The sequence below is a fragment of the Bacillus sp. CFBP9009 genome (assembly GCF_036541465.1).
Taxonomy (GTDB): domain Bacteria; phylum Bacillota; class Bacilli; order Bacillales; family DSM-1321; genus Peribacillus.
On record NZ_JAZHFU010000013.1, the window covers coordinates 1 to 18,247 of the forward strand.

At 36.7% G+C, this 18,247-nt stretch carries 16 protein-coding genes and 2 pseudogenes; 10 read left to right on the forward strand and 8 right to left on the reverse strand.

Features of this window, described 5'->3' with window-relative positions:
* Positions 1 to 627, forward strand: a 627-nt coding sequence (locus V3595_RS21955; protein ID WP_485909550.1) for a tyrosine-type recombinase/integrase, incomplete at its 5' end; no start/stop codon positions are given.
* A 611-nt stretch (positions 628 to 1,238) separates the two neighbouring features.
* On the opposite strand, the gene V3595_RS21960 is transcribed toward V3595_RS21955, so the two are convergent.
* Both V3595_RS21960 and V3595_RS21965 read right to left on the reverse strand, forming a co-directional pair.
* On the reverse strand, positions 1,239 to 1,478 hold the full coding sequence (locus V3595_RS21960; RefSeq protein ID WP_485909552.1) for a hypothetical protein: 240 nt from the start codon (positions 1,476 to 1,478) through the stop codon (positions 1,239 to 1,241).
* 1,186 nt (positions 1,479 to 2,664) lie between these two features.
* Positions 2,665 to 2,847 (reverse strand): YolD-like family protein, encoded by a 183-nt coding sequence (locus tag V3595_RS21965; protein ID WP_144554129.1) that lies wholly within the window; start codon positions 2,845 to 2,847, stop codon positions 2,665 to 2,667.
* 690 nt (positions 2,848 to 3,537) lie between these two features.
* Here V3595_RS21965 and V3595_RS21970 point away from each other — a divergent pair.
* A pseudogene (locus V3595_RS21970) lies at positions 3,538 to 5,121 on the forward strand (amidohydrolase).
* Between the two features lie 972 nt (positions 5,122 to 6,093).
* Here the strand turns inward: V3595_RS21970 and V3595_RS21975 are convergent.
* The 4 genes from V3595_RS21975 to V3595_RS21990 form a co-directional block, all read right to left on the reverse strand.
* Positions 6,094 to 6,483, reverse strand: a complete 390-nt coding sequence (locus V3595_RS21975; RefSeq protein WP_485909555.1) for a VOC family protein — start codon at positions 6,481 to 6,483, stop codon at positions 6,094 to 6,096.
* Positions 6,484 to 6,692: 209 nt separating this feature from the next.
* Complete coding sequence (locus V3595_RS21980; protein ID WP_485909556.1) at positions 6,693 to 8,069, reverse strand: MFS transporter; 1,377 nt, start codon at positions 8,067 to 8,069, stop codon at positions 6,693 to 6,695.
* Positions 8,070 to 8,246: 177 nt separating this feature from the next.
* Positions 8,247 to 9,254 (reverse strand): LacI family DNA-binding transcriptional regulator, encoded by a 1,008-nt coding sequence (locus V3595_RS21985; protein ID WP_485909558.1) that lies wholly within the window; start codon positions 9,252 to 9,254, stop codon positions 8,247 to 8,249.
* Positions 9,255 to 9,365: 111 nt separating this feature from the next.
* Positions 9,366 to 10,313 (reverse strand): dihydrodipicolinate synthase family protein, encoded by a 948-nt coding sequence (locus V3595_RS21990; protein WP_485909560.1) that lies wholly within the window; start codon positions 10,311 to 10,313, stop codon positions 9,366 to 9,368.
* 997 nt (positions 10,314 to 11,310) lie between these two features.
* On the opposite strand from V3595_RS21990, the gene V3595_RS21995 reads away from it, so the two are divergent.
* Entirely contained in the window at positions 11,311 to 11,469 is a 159-nt protein-coding gene (locus V3595_RS21995; RefSeq protein ID WP_485909562.1) for a hypothetical protein, read from the forward strand.
* 630 nt (positions 11,470 to 12,099) lie between these two features.
* Positions 12,100 to 12,411: a JAB domain-containing protein gene (locus V3595_RS22000; protein WP_485909564.1), complete on the forward strand. Its 312-nt coding sequence runs from the start codon at positions 12,100 to 12,102 to the stop codon at positions 12,409 to 12,411.
* A 27-nt stretch (positions 12,412 to 12,438) separates the two neighbouring features.
* On the opposite strand, the gene V3595_RS22005 is transcribed toward V3595_RS22000, so the two are convergent.
* Complete coding sequence (locus V3595_RS22005; RefSeq protein WP_485909566.1) at positions 12,439 to 13,467, reverse strand: carbonic anhydrase; 1,029 nt, start codon at positions 13,465 to 13,467, stop codon at positions 12,439 to 12,441.
* Between the two features lie 207 nt (positions 13,468 to 13,674).
* A complete protein-coding gene (locus tag V3595_RS22010; RefSeq protein ID WP_202187497.1) occupies positions 13,675 to 14,937 on the reverse strand; it encodes an Nramp family divalent metal transporter in 1,263 nt (420 codons plus the stop codon).
* 620 nt (positions 14,938 to 15,557) lie between these two features.
* On the opposite strand from V3595_RS22010, the gene V3595_RS22015 reads away from it, so the two are divergent.
* From V3595_RS22015 to V3595_RS22040, 6 genes and pseudogenes are all read left to right on the forward strand, one after another.
* Entirely contained in the window at positions 15,558 to 15,803 is a 246-nt protein-coding gene (locus V3595_RS22015; protein ID WP_485909569.1) for a ParB N-terminal domain-containing protein, read from the forward strand.
* 432 nt (positions 15,804 to 16,235) lie between these two features.
* Positions 16,236 to 16,433, forward strand: a complete 198-nt coding sequence (locus tag V3595_RS22020; RefSeq protein WP_161922913.1) for an IDEAL domain-containing protein — start codon at positions 16,236 to 16,238, stop codon at positions 16,431 to 16,433.
* 325 nt (positions 16,434 to 16,758) lie between these two features.
* Positions 16,759 to 17,019: pseudogene (locus V3595_RS22025) on the forward strand (recombinase family protein); the annotation flags it as partial.
* A 137-nt stretch (positions 17,020 to 17,156) separates the two neighbouring features.
* The gene (gene mntA / locus V3595_RS22030) at positions 17,157 to 17,564 is read left to right on the forward strand and encodes a type VII toxin-antitoxin system MntA family adenylyltransferase antitoxin (protein WP_485909571.1); all 408 of its coding nucleotides are present in this window, start codon (positions 17,157 to 17,159) and stop codon (positions 17,562 to 17,564) included.
* The gene (gene hepT, locus V3595_RS22035) at positions 17,554 to 17,961 is read left to right on the forward strand and encodes a type VII toxin-antitoxin system HepT family RNase toxin (protein WP_485909573.1); all 408 of its coding nucleotides are present in this window, start codon (positions 17,554 to 17,556) and stop codon (positions 17,959 to 17,961) included. The genes mntA and hepT overlap by 11 nt, the downstream gene beginning before the upstream one ends.
* Before the next feature lie 12 nt (positions 17,962 to 17,973).
* Entirely contained in the window at positions 17,974 to 18,135 is a 162-nt protein-coding gene (locus tag V3595_RS22040) for a hypothetical protein (protein ID WP_170974087.1), read from the forward strand.
* Positions 18,136 to 18,247: the final 112 nt, after the last annotated feature.

Below are 18,247 nucleotides of genomic sequence, written 5' to 3' on the forward strand. Positions count from 1 at the left end.
AAACATTATTCAGCCATTACCATGTTTTCCAGGTTCCTTGATAAACCCGAAATCGTCCTCAACATCGATCGTAAAGCAAAGGAAAAGAAAGAAGATCCACCAAAAGCCCTGAACATGCTTGAGCAAGCTGCTCTCCTAAAAGAAATCGAGGCCTCTGGGCATTTCAGGAATATTGCTATAGTCTACACAATGATTCATACGGGTATCCGGGTGTCTGAACTTTGTGATTTGAACCATAGCGATATTCAAAAAGAGGGAGAAAGGCAATATATCCTCATCCGGGATTCAAAAGGTGATATAGACAGGAAGATTCCACTTTCCATGACTGCTAGTATAAAGATCAAGGCATACAAGGAATTTTTAAATATGGAAACGGAAGCTATCTTCATATCCAGTGTGAATCAGCGCATCACGCCAAGGTCCGTGCAATATATGCTGACTAAATATAATGCGACTCCCCATAAGCTACGGAATACGTTTTGCCAAACATTAATTGATAAGGGGATAGACCTTCAAACCATTTCAAAATTGATGGGGCATAAAGATTTGAACATGACCAAACGTTATATAGGAGAAGGAAAAGAAGAATTGGAATTAGCTATTGAAAATACTTTTGATAATTTATAAGGGAGGAAAACTCTTGTATATCGGGGAGTATTCCCAATCCTTTTCATTATATAAATTCCAATGGCACTGGGGAATTCTTGCTGCTGAAAAATAGCCTTTCTCTCAGTTTTTCTTTATGCTCTTTCCTTTCTTTTTTCACTTTTTTCATTCTTCCCAGAACTTCAGAGCCTTTTTATTGGATACCGTGAATAGTAGATTCTTTAGTTGGGGAATATACATAAAGATAATCTTCTCAAATTAGTTTGTAAGCCTCTGCCCCCTACCTTATCCCAGGGTTGGTTGCTGGGGTATTCTTTTGCCTTAGCAAATAAAAAAACAATGTGAATAAAAAATACAATCCAGTGGCATAGTAGTAATAACCTAACTGTTAAATCAGAAAGCAACTATTGCCAGTGCCCTTGTATCAGCCGTAAAGAAGCTGGTACAGGGTCATTTTTGCTTGTTCTGACCTTCTTGTTTCGACGTAAGTAAAAAAATTGTAGGTTAGCACCAAAACAACCTTTTGGTAGCCAAGAGGGTTAATAAAAGGGGATTTATTCTATATACTGTTCCAGGTATTGGCCTCACCTAGGGTAGACTAGAAAACATCATTGAACTTCTTATTCTACTATTTAGGGTTGCATGATTGTTTCTCTTAGTAGTTTCTCAGCTTCAATTATACGAGCACCCTTGTCATATAGGTAGACAAGTGAGATCCCCCTTCTTAATGCTGTTTGTTCCATTAATCTAATTTCATGATACATAGCATCAGACAAGATTCCTTTTTCAATGTTCTTATTTATTTCATAATAAAATCCCGCCAACAATTCTACCGGTAATTTATCGTAAAGGGAACTCTTTTCTTTCTCCATAAAGTACCTCCTCATTCGAATCTAGTATACACATTTGGAATAGAAACATAAGGGATTTTAGGGGATCTTTCAAGCTAGGGAAACCCTGAATTTTTTGGGTTTGTATGTGAAAAAAGGAGAAAAGAGCCCACTTAACATGATTGATGAATCACTGTTTCCTATTCGGAAGAAGTTAGCTGTTGCATAAAATAGGGGATTTCTTCTATGTACTGTTCCCGGTATTGGCCCCACCTATGCCAGATACTATGACGGCCACGCATGCCATCCAACCTATTATCATAATAAAAGAAAGCGCTTACATTGTCAAGGGTTTCATTTGGAAATACGAGCAAAAACCCTTGGTCATTACAGAGCTTCCTAGAAACACAAATTTATTTTCAAGCACAAACAGAAAATCATTCTATGACGAGTTTCTTTATATTTTAATCAATCGTTTGATTAAAATAAATTACGGGATAACTAGTTCGGCATCTATGAAAAAGCGAATGAAACGAAAAATCAGAAGAGACAATAAGCCACCTGCATCTACTGCTTAAGCTGATTGTCATTTTGATACTCTTAGTGTGGACTTAGCTAAACTTCCCCCTCACGTAGCATACGTTATGCCTGTATTAACTCTTACCAATCATCTTTTGCATAAGTATCTTATCTTTGTCATGAAAATCTATATTGATGAGGTGAAAATTGGAGTTTAAATAATACACATTACAAGAGGTCTGTTCAAAGTAAGATTGATTTATTTGGAGTAGCAATAGTTCATAGATGAAATGTAAATTGAGTTTCTATGTTTTTAACAAGTCATATTTGCACCCGAACGGAAGCTTATATGAAAATTGCTGAAAACCATTTCGGGAAAGTGAAGGGCGGTTATGTATCCTATTGTTCTTTTTATGTACGGTAGGATTGGCTTATAATGATGGAATTAGAAAGTTCGCTTCAGCAAATGGATTTTGCTGAAATGGGGGAGGAGATGAAGTTAAAACGAAAAAATAGATTCCTGCCTCAGTGACATTGTAGAGTTGAAACCAACACACCCAAGAATTAGTAAGTATGGATGTTTCCCCATCTGGTTAGATGGGAAAGTCCATATCGGAGGAGATTGACGCTTATCTAGCTCTGTAAGCATCAATATAAAGATGGATTTTCTTGAAAACCTCGATTTTCCTTAAGGCCGTTTCTAGCTAAGTTAATGTATTTCCTTGATGTGAGATAAACGAATGGAGAAGATCTTTTGATTATTATCCTTTATGGACAGGGTTTGTTCATTAAGGTTAAGTTTATACATATTGCCTTTACATGTTTCTAATAACCCATCTTTAAAATAAGTGATTGTCATTATCCCATTTTTTTTTAATGATTTTAATATCATCTGATCATCTCCTTCCTGTTTGGCTTTACAAAAGTTACTTTTATGCTAGAAATCATTTATTTATGATGATTAGTAAAAATGCAACAATAGGGAGTATAACATATAGTATACACCAATAATTGAAAGCGTTTTCATTAATATTTGAACGTTGTGTGAAAATATCAATATTTTTCTGTTGGACATTTTAAAATCACATAATGGTCTTAAGCCGGGAGTTGTTCCAGTTAAACAATTCGTAAAATACTAATTAAATGTTATATTGTAAAGTGACAATTATTGAGCAACGAGTTATTTTGCCCTAATGATTTTTGGAGAAAAATAAACCATTTTTAATTATATAGACCTATATAAAATTCAGAATATTTCGTATAATACCCTTGGTACGGACGTCATGATGTTTATGAAGATTTTTCAACAGCATTTAGTAGGGAGGTCTCTATCTAGTTGTTTAAATGAAATATTTCTTGGAACATCATCGGTGTATATGGCATTAATCAAGGGGTGTTATGGAAAGGATCAAATCAGAAAAGGGGTTTTTTCTTGAAAAGAAATTTTTTAAGTAAAAGAAATTTGTTGATTTTCTCCCTAGTTTTTGTGCTTGCATTAGTAGGCTTTTCTTCAGGTACACTTCCAGACCATCTTGACCCTCTTGCACCTGACACTGTTTACTTTAACGGAAAAGTTATCACCATGGACAAAGATGCTACTATTGCCGAAGCCGTAGCAGTCAAGGACGGAAAAATCATTGCTGTTAGTTCAAATAAGGAAATTAGCAAGTTAAAGGGACGGCACACGAAAGTCGTTGATTTAAAGAATAAAGTGTTATTGCCGGGATTCTATGATGCCCACAGTCATTTTCCGAGCTCCGGAATGGATGGGACTGTTCAAGTTAATTTAAATAGTCCACCGGTAGGTCCTATTAAAAATATTGATGATCTGATCATTGCCTTGAAAGATCGAGCAATGGAAACCCACGAAGGTGAATGGATACTCGGGCGAGGGTACGATCAGACACTCTTAGCGGAAGGACGTCACCCGACACGTGAAGATCTAGATAAGGTTTCAACGGAGCACCCAATCTATATTGGACATACTTCCGGACATTTAGCAGTAGCTAATAGTGTTGCACTTAAATTGGCAGGAATTACAAAAGAAACTCCTGATCCACCTGGTGGGGTAATCGTAAGAGACCCTAAGACAGGAGAACCGACTGGGGTATTAGAGGAATCTGCTAAAGGTCTTGTAAGTAAGCATATTCCTGTTGTTACAGAAGAGGAAAATCTTGCAGCGTTTAAAAAGGCTGTCCAGGATTATATCTCAAAAGGTGTAACGACCTCGATTATAGCTGGGGCAAATAAACAGGGTCTTATTGATTTACAAAGATATCAGAAGCAAGGTTTGCTGCCGTTAAGGGTTACAGCCATGGGTGCCGGGTTTGGTGGCGTTATAACCCCTGGTGAATTAGGCGGTATTGTAACAGGTTTCGGTAGTAATATGTTGAAGCTGGGCCCTGTGAAGCTGTCTCATGATGGATCCATTCAGGGGTACACCGGCTATTTAAGAAAACCGTACCACGTGCCGCCGGGAGATGATCCAAATTATCGGGGATATCCGGCGACAAGTCGTGAGGAATTAACGAAGCGAGTAGTGGAATTGCATAAGGCTTGATACCAAATTGCGATTCATGGTAACGGAGACGCTGCAATTGATGATATTCTTTACGCCTTCCGTACTGCCCAGGAGAAGTATCCGCGTAAGGATGCCCGTCATCGTATTGAGCATGCTCAAATGGCTAGATTAGATCAATTGGATGAAATGAAGAAACTGGGTGTTACACCATCATATTTTGTTTCCCATACCTTCTTTTGGGGCGATCAGCACAGGGATATATTCATGGGGCCAGAACGTGCCGCTATGATGAGCCCTCTTAAATCGTCCATTGATCGTGGTATTAAATTTAGCATTCATCTTGATTCTCACATTACCCCAATGGACCCGCTGCAGGCAGTATGGTCTGCTGTTAACAGGATTTCAAGAAGCGGCAAGGTGATTGGTCCGGAGCAAAGAATCAGACCATTAGAGGCACTTCGCGCAGTAACAAGTGATGCAGCATGGCAAAACTTCGAGGAAAATGAAAAAGGCTCAATCGAAAAAGGGAAATTTGCGGACTTTGTGGTTCTGGAAGAAAATCCGTTAACAATTGACCCTATAAAAATTAAAGAAATTAAAGTACTTAAGACAATTGTAAACGATAAGGTTATCTACGAAAATTAAATTAAGGATAGGATGCACGGGGACGGTTCTACTGCTTCATTCACTTACTGGTGAAGCACAAGAACCGTCTCTTTGCTTCCTGCGTGCCCAGCAAGCCGTTAATTGCTAGTTGGCGAAAGTCCAACCCGAGTAAGTGCCAAGACGCTCGGTAGCTGACAGGCAACTGGTGGAGAAATCCTAAGGTTGAAGCCCTGTAACAAAGTAACTCTCTTTAAGAGGGGGAATACAAGCCCGCGGATGAAATGACCCAGGAAGAAAAGAAGCTGAACTTGAAAAGATGTTGGAAGGACAATAAAGAAAAGGCAGGAGAATTGATCCCTTGGCTAGGGAAAGTGGTATAATATAGCAACAATTACACGGGAACAATTAAGACTAAGTACCGTTACCATAACCAAATGAGGTGGTTCAGTGTCACGATACCGATTGATGCACACTCTTATTGTGCTGATGTTCATGGGGTGCCTTATCTATAGCCTTGTGGTCAGAACTCCACAGGGATTTATTGTGACTTTCTTTGCCGGAGTTATTGGAATTGGATTGGCGCTATTGAACTTTGTACTATTTAGACGACCCAAAACTCGATTAGGAGAAGGAGACATAAAAAAATAAGTAGGGGATCAATTACTCTGCTGTAGCTTCTTGCCGACTTTCTTTCGGTTAATTCCTGTTCTCTTAGCCATTCCCCATTGTTAGTCCCTGTTTTTGTAGCTCGAAAATTTGGAGTCTATATGCAATTGCTTGGAGAGTTATTGAACGGGAGTTACGGGTTCCAGTGAAACAAAATCTACTGAAAAGTGGGCTTCAGTTAGTAAAATGCCTAGGATTGGAGAGTATGGTAAAATAATTCGCAAGTTATTATTAAAATAGAAGAAACTCGTCAAAATTGAAGCCTTTGCTCAACAGGAGTAAAGGCTTCAATTTTATAGATTACTATACATCTATTTTATAAAAATAGTGTTAAATTTAGTATCTTTAATCTTTTGCGCGTTCTACCAATTGTAGCAATTCACCATTAGGTCCATAGAATAAAATCATACGTCCACCTTCTAGTGTTGGTTGTGGTTGAGGGGATGAAAAATTAATTCCTTTTTTATGGTAATGATTAATCGCTATATTAATATCTTCTACTGTAAAAGCAAGGTGGTTAACAATTCCACTTTTGTTATACTTACCAATGGGTTCAATGTCTTGGATTAGTTCAATTTCCATACTAGGCTGTTCTTCCAAGTACAAAAATGCCATCTCTCTTGTTTTTGAAGATCCTCGAAGGCGAACTTTAAATCCAAACATATCCGAGTAGTATTGGATAGAATAATCCATATGAGTAACAATAATAGCTATATGTTCCATTTTTTTAATCATTGGTATTCTGCCTTTCAACATTAATAATAAATTTAAATAAAATATAAACCAGCTTAGTAAATGCGGTTACGCATATTTTTATTTATCTATCTTTCATCTGTAACAAGATAAAAACCAATTGATAGAATAGGAGATTATAGACTTAAGACCCGTTAGTAAAAAAATTAAAGGTAAGGTTTTTTCAACCTTACCCCTTAGAGCTTGTCTTCCTACGGTGCAATATCTTCTAGAACTTTTTCACTTGTTTCAATCATTCGAAAGGCCATAAACGCACCAACGACAGTAACACAAGCAAAAAGCATAAAGACAGTCGAAATACCTCTTGCACCTAAAATAAAACCAAGTATCGTAGGCGCTATAGCAGAAGCGAGACGCAACCAGGCTGTAGCAAATGCAGTACCAAGGACCCTCACCCGTGTTGGATAAATTTCTGGTGTATACAGGTAAAGTAGAACAGTGATTGTACCCATGACGCCATAAGCCGCCGATCCTAAATACATTACGCTCTGTGCAGAATCAGCACCGTTAACCCAAAGTGTTACCAGGAGAGTTCCAGCCACCAGGAACGCAATGGTTGCCCATCTCTTACGGCCAATCCTGTCAATCAGCATAGCACAAGCGAATACGGCAACTAACTGTACGATATTCGTGACAGATGCTGCCCGCAAAGACTCTTCTAAAGGAAGATTATAAACAGTTGTGTAAAGACTTGGAAGCCAGTTATTAAGTCCGTTAGCGACAAAATAAGCGGTAAACCACAATGTCCAGACAATTAATGTTCTACTGCGGTAAACAGGCGAGAATAGCTCTTTCCAATTTCCTTTCGCAACAGCTTGAGTGGCTGCATGCGCACTCATTGTCACAGGCAGGCGTTCGTCGGTACTTGCTTCGAGCTCTTTGATGACCACCTCGGCTTCATCAAACCTGTCTTTAGAAATTAACCAGCGAGGTGATTCACGCAGCTTGAAGAAAAACGAGAAAACAATTAATCCCCCTATACCACCGACCAGGAACATCCACTTCCATCCCAAGCTAGGTACGATTAAGGCTCCCAGCTGCGCGGACAACATTAATCCAAGAGGGAAGATCATTTCATATAGCATAAAAAAACGTCCGCGTCCATGGGCGCGTGAGAGCTCATTAATATAAGTAGCTGCAACAGGAACTTCACCGCCTACTCCAATGCCCTGTATGAAACGAAGTATCAACAGCATTTCGAAATTGCCCGCAAACGCACAGGCGATACCCATCACAGACATTAAAAAAACCGTCCATTTTGCACTATAAACACGTCCATATCGTTCTGCCAGCCAACCGAAAAATATTGCGCCCACAGCTTGTCCAAGATATCCAGAACCAATGAGGATACCAATTTCACCGGGAGTCAAGCTCCATAGACCAATCAATACTGGCAAAACGAAGGCGAGGGATAAGGCATCAAAAGCATCGAAAAATGTTGCGGATCCCATGATAATACGGGGTTTGATGTGCCAGCGCGAAAAAGGAACGCTTTCCATGCGTGTAAGTAGTTCCGAAGCGCGATCTGATTTCCTATTTCCTTCAATTGGGTTCAACTGTATCTCCATACTAACATCCTCCTTGTAAGGGGGTCCTACTAATAAAAATGAAAATGAATGTTCCAATCTTTTTAAAAGTTATTTTTAAAGATGTTTTGTATGAAAGTGCTTCCATTTAGGTGTAATACAAATCAGACTCCAAGATTATTTCTTAAAAATGATCTTTCTAGAGTCTGAATGTGAAATTTAGTTAATCTTCGGAACTTCAGTTGTTGCACGATTAACATATTCCATGTTAAAAACGACATCTTTTTTTCTAATCTGTTTTCCTTGAATCATATCCATCAGTATGGAAGTGGATCTTTTTCCAATACCAACTAAATCAACATGAACAGACGATAAAGATGGTGTGATAAAGTTGGAAAGAGGAACATCATCAGCACCAACGACAGATAAATCTTCAGGCACTGATAACCCAATCATAGAAGCTGCTTTAATCACACCTATTGCCAAATAGTCTGATGAACAGACAACGCCAGTAATTTTTCTGTGGTCTTTTAAAAATTCAGCTACTTCTTTTGTTGCCTTAAATGCATCGAACTCCTCAATTTCAAAAACATTTTCAGAAGAATAATCTAATCCAAGTTCTAGCAGCGTGCTTTTATAGCCGTTTAGACACCTTACACTATGCATAGAACTCATTGGTCCATTAACGATCCCGATGTTGCGATGTCCTAGTTGATGAAGAGCTACCACTGCTTGTCTTATTCCATCTTCATCGTCGGGGCGGACACAAGGAAATGGAGAATCTTCTAAATAACTTCCCACTACAACCATAGGTAACCCAATACTTTTTAGCCATTCTAAGCTCAGTTCCTCATTTCTAGGCGAGAAAAGAATAACACCATCTACGGATTGAGTTTCTAGCAGTCGTTTTTGCTGAGAAGAGGTAAACGACATCAACATGTTATAATTCGTTTGATCAATACCTTTTGCTATGCCTTCTAAAACGGTTGAGAAAAATGGGTTATTAAGTATAAATGAACCCCTTGGAACCACAACTGCAATATTTCCTGTATTTCGTTTAGCTAGCCCTCTAGCTCCTAAATTGGGACGATAATCTAATTCCTCAATCGCTTTACGAATTCGTTCTGCTGTTTCAGCACCAACACCAGGCTTGCTACTTAATACTCGTGATACAGAAGCTATTGAAACACCAGCCTTAAGTGCGACATCTTTTATACTTACATTCATATTACATACCTCCGTGGTTCACGTTTATAGATATACATCATTATAAACTAGACCCACCTAAATGCTAAAGAGTAGTGGTTGCAAGACTGCAACCACTACATATAAAGTCTATTATGATTTAACTCCATCTTTCAATAATCCTACATTTAGTAAGCCTTGGCGAATTTCCTCTTTCTCTTTTTCTGTTAAAGGTAAAACCGGACGTCTAGCTAGGGAGCTACTAATTAATCCACGTTGATACATAGCTTCTTTCATACGTAAATGAGAAGTAGAGGAAGGCTCATCCATTTTATATACAGCATGCTTTAATTCAAAGATACGGTCATAGACAGCATTAGCAGCAACTAAATCCTGATTATTAACGCATTTCACTAACTCAGCAATTAAATCAGGTACAAAACAACCAAAACCAACAAGTGCACCGTCAATACCTTGAATTAAAGTGGGTAACAGATACTCGTCATGACAAGTTAAAAGTGAAACATCTGGGGCATTCTTTTTCAATGCTCTAACATCTACTTCATACTGTGCCATATCTCTTTGACCGACTTTAATTGAAACAACGTTTGGGATTGCAGCCATTTCTAGCAATTGGTTAGTTGTGTAAGAAGTTTTAGTCCAAGTCGGATATTGGTGAACAACAATAGAAATGTTAATGGCTTCTGCAACGTCTTTAAAAAATTGAACAGATGATTCTTCTTGCATACCAAATCGTAACCAGGAATGTGGAGGCATAAGAAGGATTCCACTACCTCCTGCCTTTTCAACAGCTTTAGCATGTTGAATGGCCTCAATTGTTCCTTCTGCAGATACTCCGGAAATGACAGGAATACGACCTTTTAATTCATCAGCAGCAATTCGTACAGCTTCCGCACGTTCTTCTGGTAGTAGAGTCATAATTTCTCCTGTATGTCCGTTTACTACTATACCATTGACTCCTTCATGGCTTGCTACCCATCGGACTAAAGCGCGAAATCCTTCTTCATCGATAGAATAGTCATCTTTAAAAGGGATAAGAACTGCTGGAAACACACCGCTCCACTTCAATTTGTTTTTCATACCCAATTTCCTCCTCGGTTAATGGTGAATTTTATAGTAAACGTTTACGTAACTTATATTATAATGTAAGCGTTTAATTGTCAATATTTTTATTATTTTCTGATAAATTGAATTAAAAAATGAGATTTAAAGTCTATAATCTTGGGATATTTATAAGATAATGCTAAAAATTGCGACTGCATTTATTAAAATTGATAGTAAACGTTTACTAAAAGTTTATAAATAATAAGCAATCAAAATATTTCTTTGTACTATGTAAGGAAACCTCTAACTAACGGGTGCATTAGCTGAAGATCGGAGCTGTCTGAACTGTGCCCCATTTTACGGACAGTATAAAAAAGTGCCTAATTTTTTTGTTTGTCAGAAATCGTTCCTTCCTGTAATACCATGACGAGTTTGTTAATATTCCAGATATACATTGTTGTCTCCTTAAGTAGTAGATTATCAGATTAATAATAGGTTAGGGTACACTGAAAAACCATCTTTATTAAGATAGTAGGGGGTTCTAGGGTCTATATTATGATCTTGATAATTCATGGGTAAGCAAGCGTACTACAACAGCTAGGGGGAAAGAATTTGGAAAGTCCCACTCCCCCCCCCGAAACCTAAGGATACAGAGAGAAAAGAACGATGCTGGTCCTTTGTTTGCACGGAAAATGAAATAATATGAGGACCTAATTCAGCAATTACACGTCGTATTGGTTTAAATTTAAACCAGAAAATATATTAGTTGATTAAGATGAATAATAAAATCATGTCATTTAACCTAACATGTAAATTGATTTTTTTTCCATTACCAATTATATTTATAAAAATACCTTCACTTAAGTCTGTCTAAATCCCAGAAAAGAGAGTAATTTTATTGAAGTGTTTTGTTTTAAAAAAGAAAAATAAATGGGGAAATATTCATTTATTTGAGCCAAAGATCCAGAAAGTTTAACATATAAAAAATAGTCCTCTTTGGTTTAAGATAATGATAAACAAAGGTGGGTTTGAGATGGGGTTGTTAGGTAGGGTGGTTTTTTTAAAAAGATTACGAGAAGAGCTGTTAGAAAAAAGAAAACAAGGAGCCAGTGAGCTTCAAATTGATGAAATTGACAAACAAATACGGAAGATTAATCTAGAGATACAGAATATGAGAAAAATGATGGAATAAATATTTTCATAAATTCCCGACTTGAACGATGAGTTTTTGTTTTGTTGACCATTTCAAATAAATGGGGCGTTTCTACAACATTCTGTACGTGTGGCTTCGGCATTAAATGATTCGATAACGACTAACTGTACGGCTCATGCTTCGCCTAAATTCCGTAGGTTCCTGTACCATTTACGGCTACTGCCGCCATACCGAACGAGCCGGAAACCGTAAGAATAAGGGATTAAAGGATTAAAAGAATAAAAGGTCACAAGGATAGCAGCCGGGCGGCTGCTTTTTTTTATTATTTCCCTTTGCCTTCCGAATCGTAAAACAGCGCAGGCCGGCTAACCTCCCAGCCGGTAGGACACCCGAACCTTTCCGGCAGGAAGCTAAGACGGCCAGTCAATCGATCAAGGGGCAAAAAACTTTTTGATTAGGGGCGCTATCGCAACATCAAAAACTTTTTGTGCTTAATCCCTTGACCGATTGCCTATGCATGTTTTTCGTTCTACATGTCAAAGGGGAAAAATAATCCCCCTTTGGGGAACTAATTCGCTTCGCAAGGCAAATGAAAATAGGAAAGAAAAACCCACCAGAGAAAAAACAAAAGGGCAACAAATAAAAAAATAAAAAAAAGGAGTTTTGAAAATGGAATTAACCCCAATTTTTGAAGTGGTACGAATTAAGCAGGAAATCAGGGAAATGGTTGAGCCGTTTGCGGCCTTTCAAATTCGCAATCCAGAAGATGCCCGGGAATTAGCCGCCGCTCAAATCGCCAACGAGGACAGGGAAGTGTTCCTTGTCATGATGCTCAACACGAAAAATCATGTGGTAGGTCTTCATCGGGCGCATGTGGGAAGTCTGAATGCGAGTGTCGTCCATCCTAGAGATGTGCTGAAATGTGCCATTTTAAACAACGCGGCCTATTTCGGTTCAATTGCTGTTTCTTTTTCGGTGTAAAAAACAGTAAATGACTTCTTTATTTATCTAGTTCCTAATCATTTCTCGTTCTTTTAAAGATTGAACAGGACGATTGTTATCAGGGGAAATTTCCTGGAATGCTTGAATTTGTGTTTTTGACATTTCAATTGGCTGCTCAAAAATTATCCATTTTACTTCTTCCGTACAAGGAGGGGTCGTTAACGAACCGATATAATGGAAAGTCGTTTGATCTTGAGGTAGTAAAGCTTGTAAATCAATCGGTTCTTTTACGGTAATATCTTTTTCTGTTTCTTCCTTCGGTAATACATCCCAAACAGAATCCAGTTTTTCATTTTCTTTTCTTTCTTGAATCATCACTCCAAGGACGGCAAGCTTTCCATTCGCGTCTTTATGTACGAGGTGCAGTTCCATATCATAATTTTGGCCATTAAATTGATGTTCACTTGGAGTATGGAAATGAAATTGAGCGAGCTTGTACTCAATTCCTTCAACGACAATGCTGTTGCTTTCTATTTTGGCATTAGCCTGCACTGTATGACCGTTGTTTACGAGTGAAAAAGTTGTTGGCTCATATTTGATTTGAATGCCTTCTAATTTTTTATCCGTTTTTACTTGGGAGAATTCAATATTAATTGGTGATTGTTCACTTCCATTGGCACAGGCTGAGTTTGCAGAGTCTAGTTCTCCCCAGTGTTCAGGTCCCGTGTCCCCCTCATAAGACCAATTAGAAGTGTGTGTACTATGAGCTTCTTTTGCTTCACTTTCTTTCGTACCAGTGGTTTGTTCCTCTTCTTTTTGTGCAGTTGTTTCCTTAGTTTTATACGAGCAAGCTTCTAATAAACAGACTAAAGATACAACTAAAAATGGATAAGCAAGATTCTTTTTCATGCTTGATTTAACGCTCCTTTTACCAGCTTTTAATAATCTATACAATAATATACTAAAAATAAAAAAATGGTAAACGTTATTTTCTAAAAAATGTTCACAGACCATGTTTTGATAAAAGTTGACAAAACCCTTACCTATCTGTATTAAGATTGGAGTTGTTTTTAAGGCAGCTTTTTCTTTATGCAACTATCGGGGCAGGTTAGTTGAAGAGAGGTTTTTAACTTGTGTTCAACAATCGGGCCATATTCTTGTAGAAGTGAAACATAAAAATTGTCTATATGGGGGCTAGAGCATTTTTGGCAACAAAAACAGTACTCGAATTTATAATACAATTGGAGTACTGTTTGATTCATATTGAGGAGTCGTACATCAAATACACTAATTTGTCTACGATTAACTAAAAAATATATTTTTTAATTCATTAATAGTTAAAATAATAAATAGTAAAATACTAACGCCTAGCGCAATATTAGATAGCCACTGATGACGATCAAGCGTACCAATATATTTTTTCTTGTTAAGTAAATAAAGCAAAGTGATTGCCATAAAAGGCATAAAGATAGATCCTAGTGCGCCATATGCAATGATTAATCCAACAGGTTTTCCTATGAAATGTAGTAACATTGGAGGGAATGTTAACCATAATACATAGAAACGATATGCCTTTGTTTTACTTAAATCACTATTACTAATGTCTTGATGACGAATTAATCTAATGAAATCGGCAAATAAATAAGGAACACCATTCCATACTCCAAGTACAGAAGTAAATGAAGCTGACCAGAATCCAATTAAGAATAAATATTGAACAGATGGATGTAGTTCATTACCTAAGATTGAAGCAAACTCTACTAATCCCTTTTCTCCACTAATATTAACATCTGTTCCATATAATAATCCCGCACCCAATACAAGAAGTGAGATTGTAAACAACGCAGTAACTATATATGCAATCGCAGAATCATAGCGAACCGCACGTATAAAAGATGATCCCTTCCATTTATTCTCTTGTAACCAATAACCATAAGAAGCCATTGTTAGTGAACCACCTACACCACCAATTAAACCGAGAGCATATACTAATGAACCTTGTGGAAGTGTCGGTACAGCAGTCCCCCAAATACCACTAAGTTGTGGGACGACTAGAAGGGCAGATCCAACAACTGTGATAAACATGATTCCGATTAACCCGTTCATGATTTTTTCAAATGTTTTATACTTTCCCCACCATACTAATATAAATGCTAATAATCCATGGATGATTGCCCATTGAGTTAAAGAAAGTTGAGGGAATAATACCGCCATAGCAAGCGCACATGAAGCTGTACCGGCAGCACCATAAACAAAGCCCCAAATGACTGAATAAACACCAAAATAACCTGTTGCCCATTTACCCATTAGGTGCCAGCCTTCTAATATAGTTTTACCACTTGTTAAATGCCAACGACCAACGCCTTCATTTAAAGCGAATTTAAGAATGGAACCTATAAGAATCGCCCAAAGAAATACTAAGCCATAATTTGTACCTGCCACAAGTGCGGCAACTAAATCACCTGCACCTACGCCAGTAGCAGCAACGATCAATCCAGGTCCAATAATGGAAGTTTTTTTTACCCCCAGATCTTGCTCAATTTGTGTATGTTTTTGTTCTATCATTGTAATCCCCCGTTGTATTCTTGATGATAACCTTTTCAAATTTTATTCCAAAATTAAGAGTTAAATAAAAATGGCCTCCTTTTCTATATAGAAAAATAAAGTGAAATTGATCACTTTGTGGATCTAAGTTGTTATTGTAAAATTCCTTTTTCTTTATTTTAACTATTATATCATTGATTATTTTTTAAGAAAATTAATAATTTTAGTAATATAGTGATAATTATTAATTTTAAAAAAATAAACAAACTCTCAAAAAAAGAAAGTAGTACTGGACTTATTGAATTTTAAAGGTGTTTCATTACGAATAAAGTTGATGCTTTTACAATAAAGATGTTTAAAACGCCAGTCGTTTTATTCCTTTAAAGGGCGCTTTTCTATAATAAGAAGGCGTCCTTTTGTATTGCACCAGATTCTAGAACAACACATTTTAGGGATCGGATTATGTTAAAGTTTAGAAGAGATTGTGAATGTTTCTACTTAAACTATAGGGTGCGTTTGTGCCATAAGAAGGTTGCCAAATGGTGGCCTTAGGATGAGAAAAGTGAGAATAGCTGATTAAATCGGTCTTATAACAGGTGAATAAAGAATATAATTAGACTTCAGATAGGGGTGAAATAAAAATGAAACCAGATGAAACAGAAGAGTTTATTTTACTAAAACAGATTGTTGTAACGGAAGAGTTTTTAAATTCCAATCCGAGTGTTGAAAAAACACAACAAGTTTTAAATCATGTTAAACGGACAGGCTGCTTAGATGAACCCATTATGATAGATAGGGATACAAAGATCCTTAGGGACGGTTACAGACGCTATATTGCAGCCCAAAAGGTGGGGATGGAACTAGTCCCTATTATTTATGAAAAATAAGCTTTTACATAATCAAAAATAGAAAAAAGGAAGAAAACCCCTGCAATCAAAATTTTCAGGGGTTTTCTTCCTATAAGTTCGTTTAGTGTAAACTAGATCCAGCAATCACTGAACAGCTAAACGTAAACCTACCTGAAAGTAAAAACATAACTTTTAAAGTCAAAAACACTACTTTTTTTAAAAATTTAATGCTGAGAAACGCTCTACAAATAAATTAACTAACTTTAGATTTATAATTACCTATTCGATTCAAATTAGAGATATAAGATTATTTAAGGAAGTACTTACGTAATATATAATTAGTTTTGTTATTGAAAACATATAAAACAATTATCTGACTAATGGATATATTATTGGAACTACTTAGCTAAATAATTGAATATTCTGAAAAATGGTAGTATAATAGAAAAAAGGTCAAGGAGTTGGTTTCCTATGGAAAAGAATTTGGCTAATACACCACCACAACCTGAAATAAACATTAAGGATTCTGAATTTGCTGAAATGGTGTTAAACAAAGCCCTTCTTAATTTCCGAAAAGAGCAAATCCGAAAAGAGATTGACCAGTCATTACAGGATCAAAACAAAGAAGAATTCCTACGATTAACAGAGGAATTGAAAAACATTTCTTAAAATGTTGTTTATAAAATGAACTTAACATATTTGTAACTTTAAGAAGTACGCCAAAACGCCAATCCCATATCTATAAGGGATTGGCGTTTATGATTTTTATCGATAAAGCACGATATTATCAATAAGTTATTATTTGTTCCAAAACTCGTCCTTTTCTGAACACGCTTCTTTTTAATTTGAAAGAGGCATTTTTTATTGACTTAAATGTAATAAAACCCTGTTCATTATTCTATTTTCAAAGATTGATTTATTTTTATATTATCTTAAAAAAAATCAGAGCAACAATGAGAGAGAGTGATAGTTGATGTTAATTGGATAGGCACGTGTACAAACAGATGCGTTAACGCAACATGGTTGTACAAAAATTTTTCACGATAAAGTGAGTGAGACAAAAAAACAACGTCCTGATTTAGAGGAAGCACATCAGTATGCATGTGAAGGCGATACAATCGTCGTTAGGAGATTGGACCAACTAGGCCATAACATGCAAGATTTGATTCAAATTGAGTATAGCTTAAATGAACTAGGTATTGGCTTTCATAGTCTACCAGAAAACCTAACAATGGACAAAAGCAATGCAACTGGATGGAGGTGGCCCAATCTAAAGACTGTATTCGAGATCGAAGATCTTTATTTATGCGTAAAATTTCAGTTTTACGAACAAATGGACATAGGAATAGACGTTTGGTATAATATTCATATTATCATTAGGGAGCGTGTCTTATGAAAACAGAAATGTTTCAAAGTATTCAAGAGTTCCTAATAGGCAAAATTGATCCTTCCTTTATCATCGTGTTTGGTTCTTACGCGAAGAACACTACACATAAGGATAGTGACATTGATGTAGCGTTCTACAGTGAAGATTCTTCACATATTACATATGAGTTATTTTTATTGGCCCAGGAACTGGCCGATATCCTTAAAATAGATGTCGACCTGATTAATCTAAGATCAGCATCAACCGTTTTTCAGGCACAGATTTACACAACTGGTACTGTGATTTATTCAAAAGATGACACACTTCTTAAAAACCAACAAATGACTGCTCTTAGCATGTACGCTAAATTGAATGAGGAACGTGAAAATATCTTAAAACAAATAGGAGAAAGTGGGACCATTTATGAAGAATGATGTGATTTTGAACAAAATCAGTGTAATAGAACGTTGCATGAACCGCGTTCGCGATGTATATGCCAACGATGCTGGAAGCCTAAAAGACTTTACTAAACAAGATTCCATCATCCTCAATATTCAAAGGGCCTGCGAAGCGTCAATCGACCTAGCTATGCATATTGTTGCTGAACAGAGATTGGGATTGCCTCAAACCAGCAGAGATGCATTTGATATGCTTCACGTTGCTTTAATTATTGATGAAAATACTGCCAAACGATTAAAGGCCATGGTAGGTTTTAGGAACATAGCTGTTCATGATTACCAAACCGTGAATATAGAAATTTTGCAGCAAATTATTGAAAACCATCTTGGAGATTTTACCGACTATACAAAACAAATCCTTAAATTCGAATAAAGGGGTTTTAAGATGAAATACATAATCCGAGTTTATGATCTCCATACAAATAAAGAAACAATCAAGTTAGATGAGGTTTTTGAAGATAAAAATGCAGCTGAAGCAACTATCGAAAATCATAAACTTCAATATCCAGATAAATATGAGTATGTGAAAGTTCCAGTGAAAAATTGATTATTGCAGTCCTATTCCCTGGAGGGGCTGTTACGTAAATCAATGTAAAATAAATAATATTATTATGTAAACAACTATTCGTAATAATTGAATTTTACGCATAAACAAACTT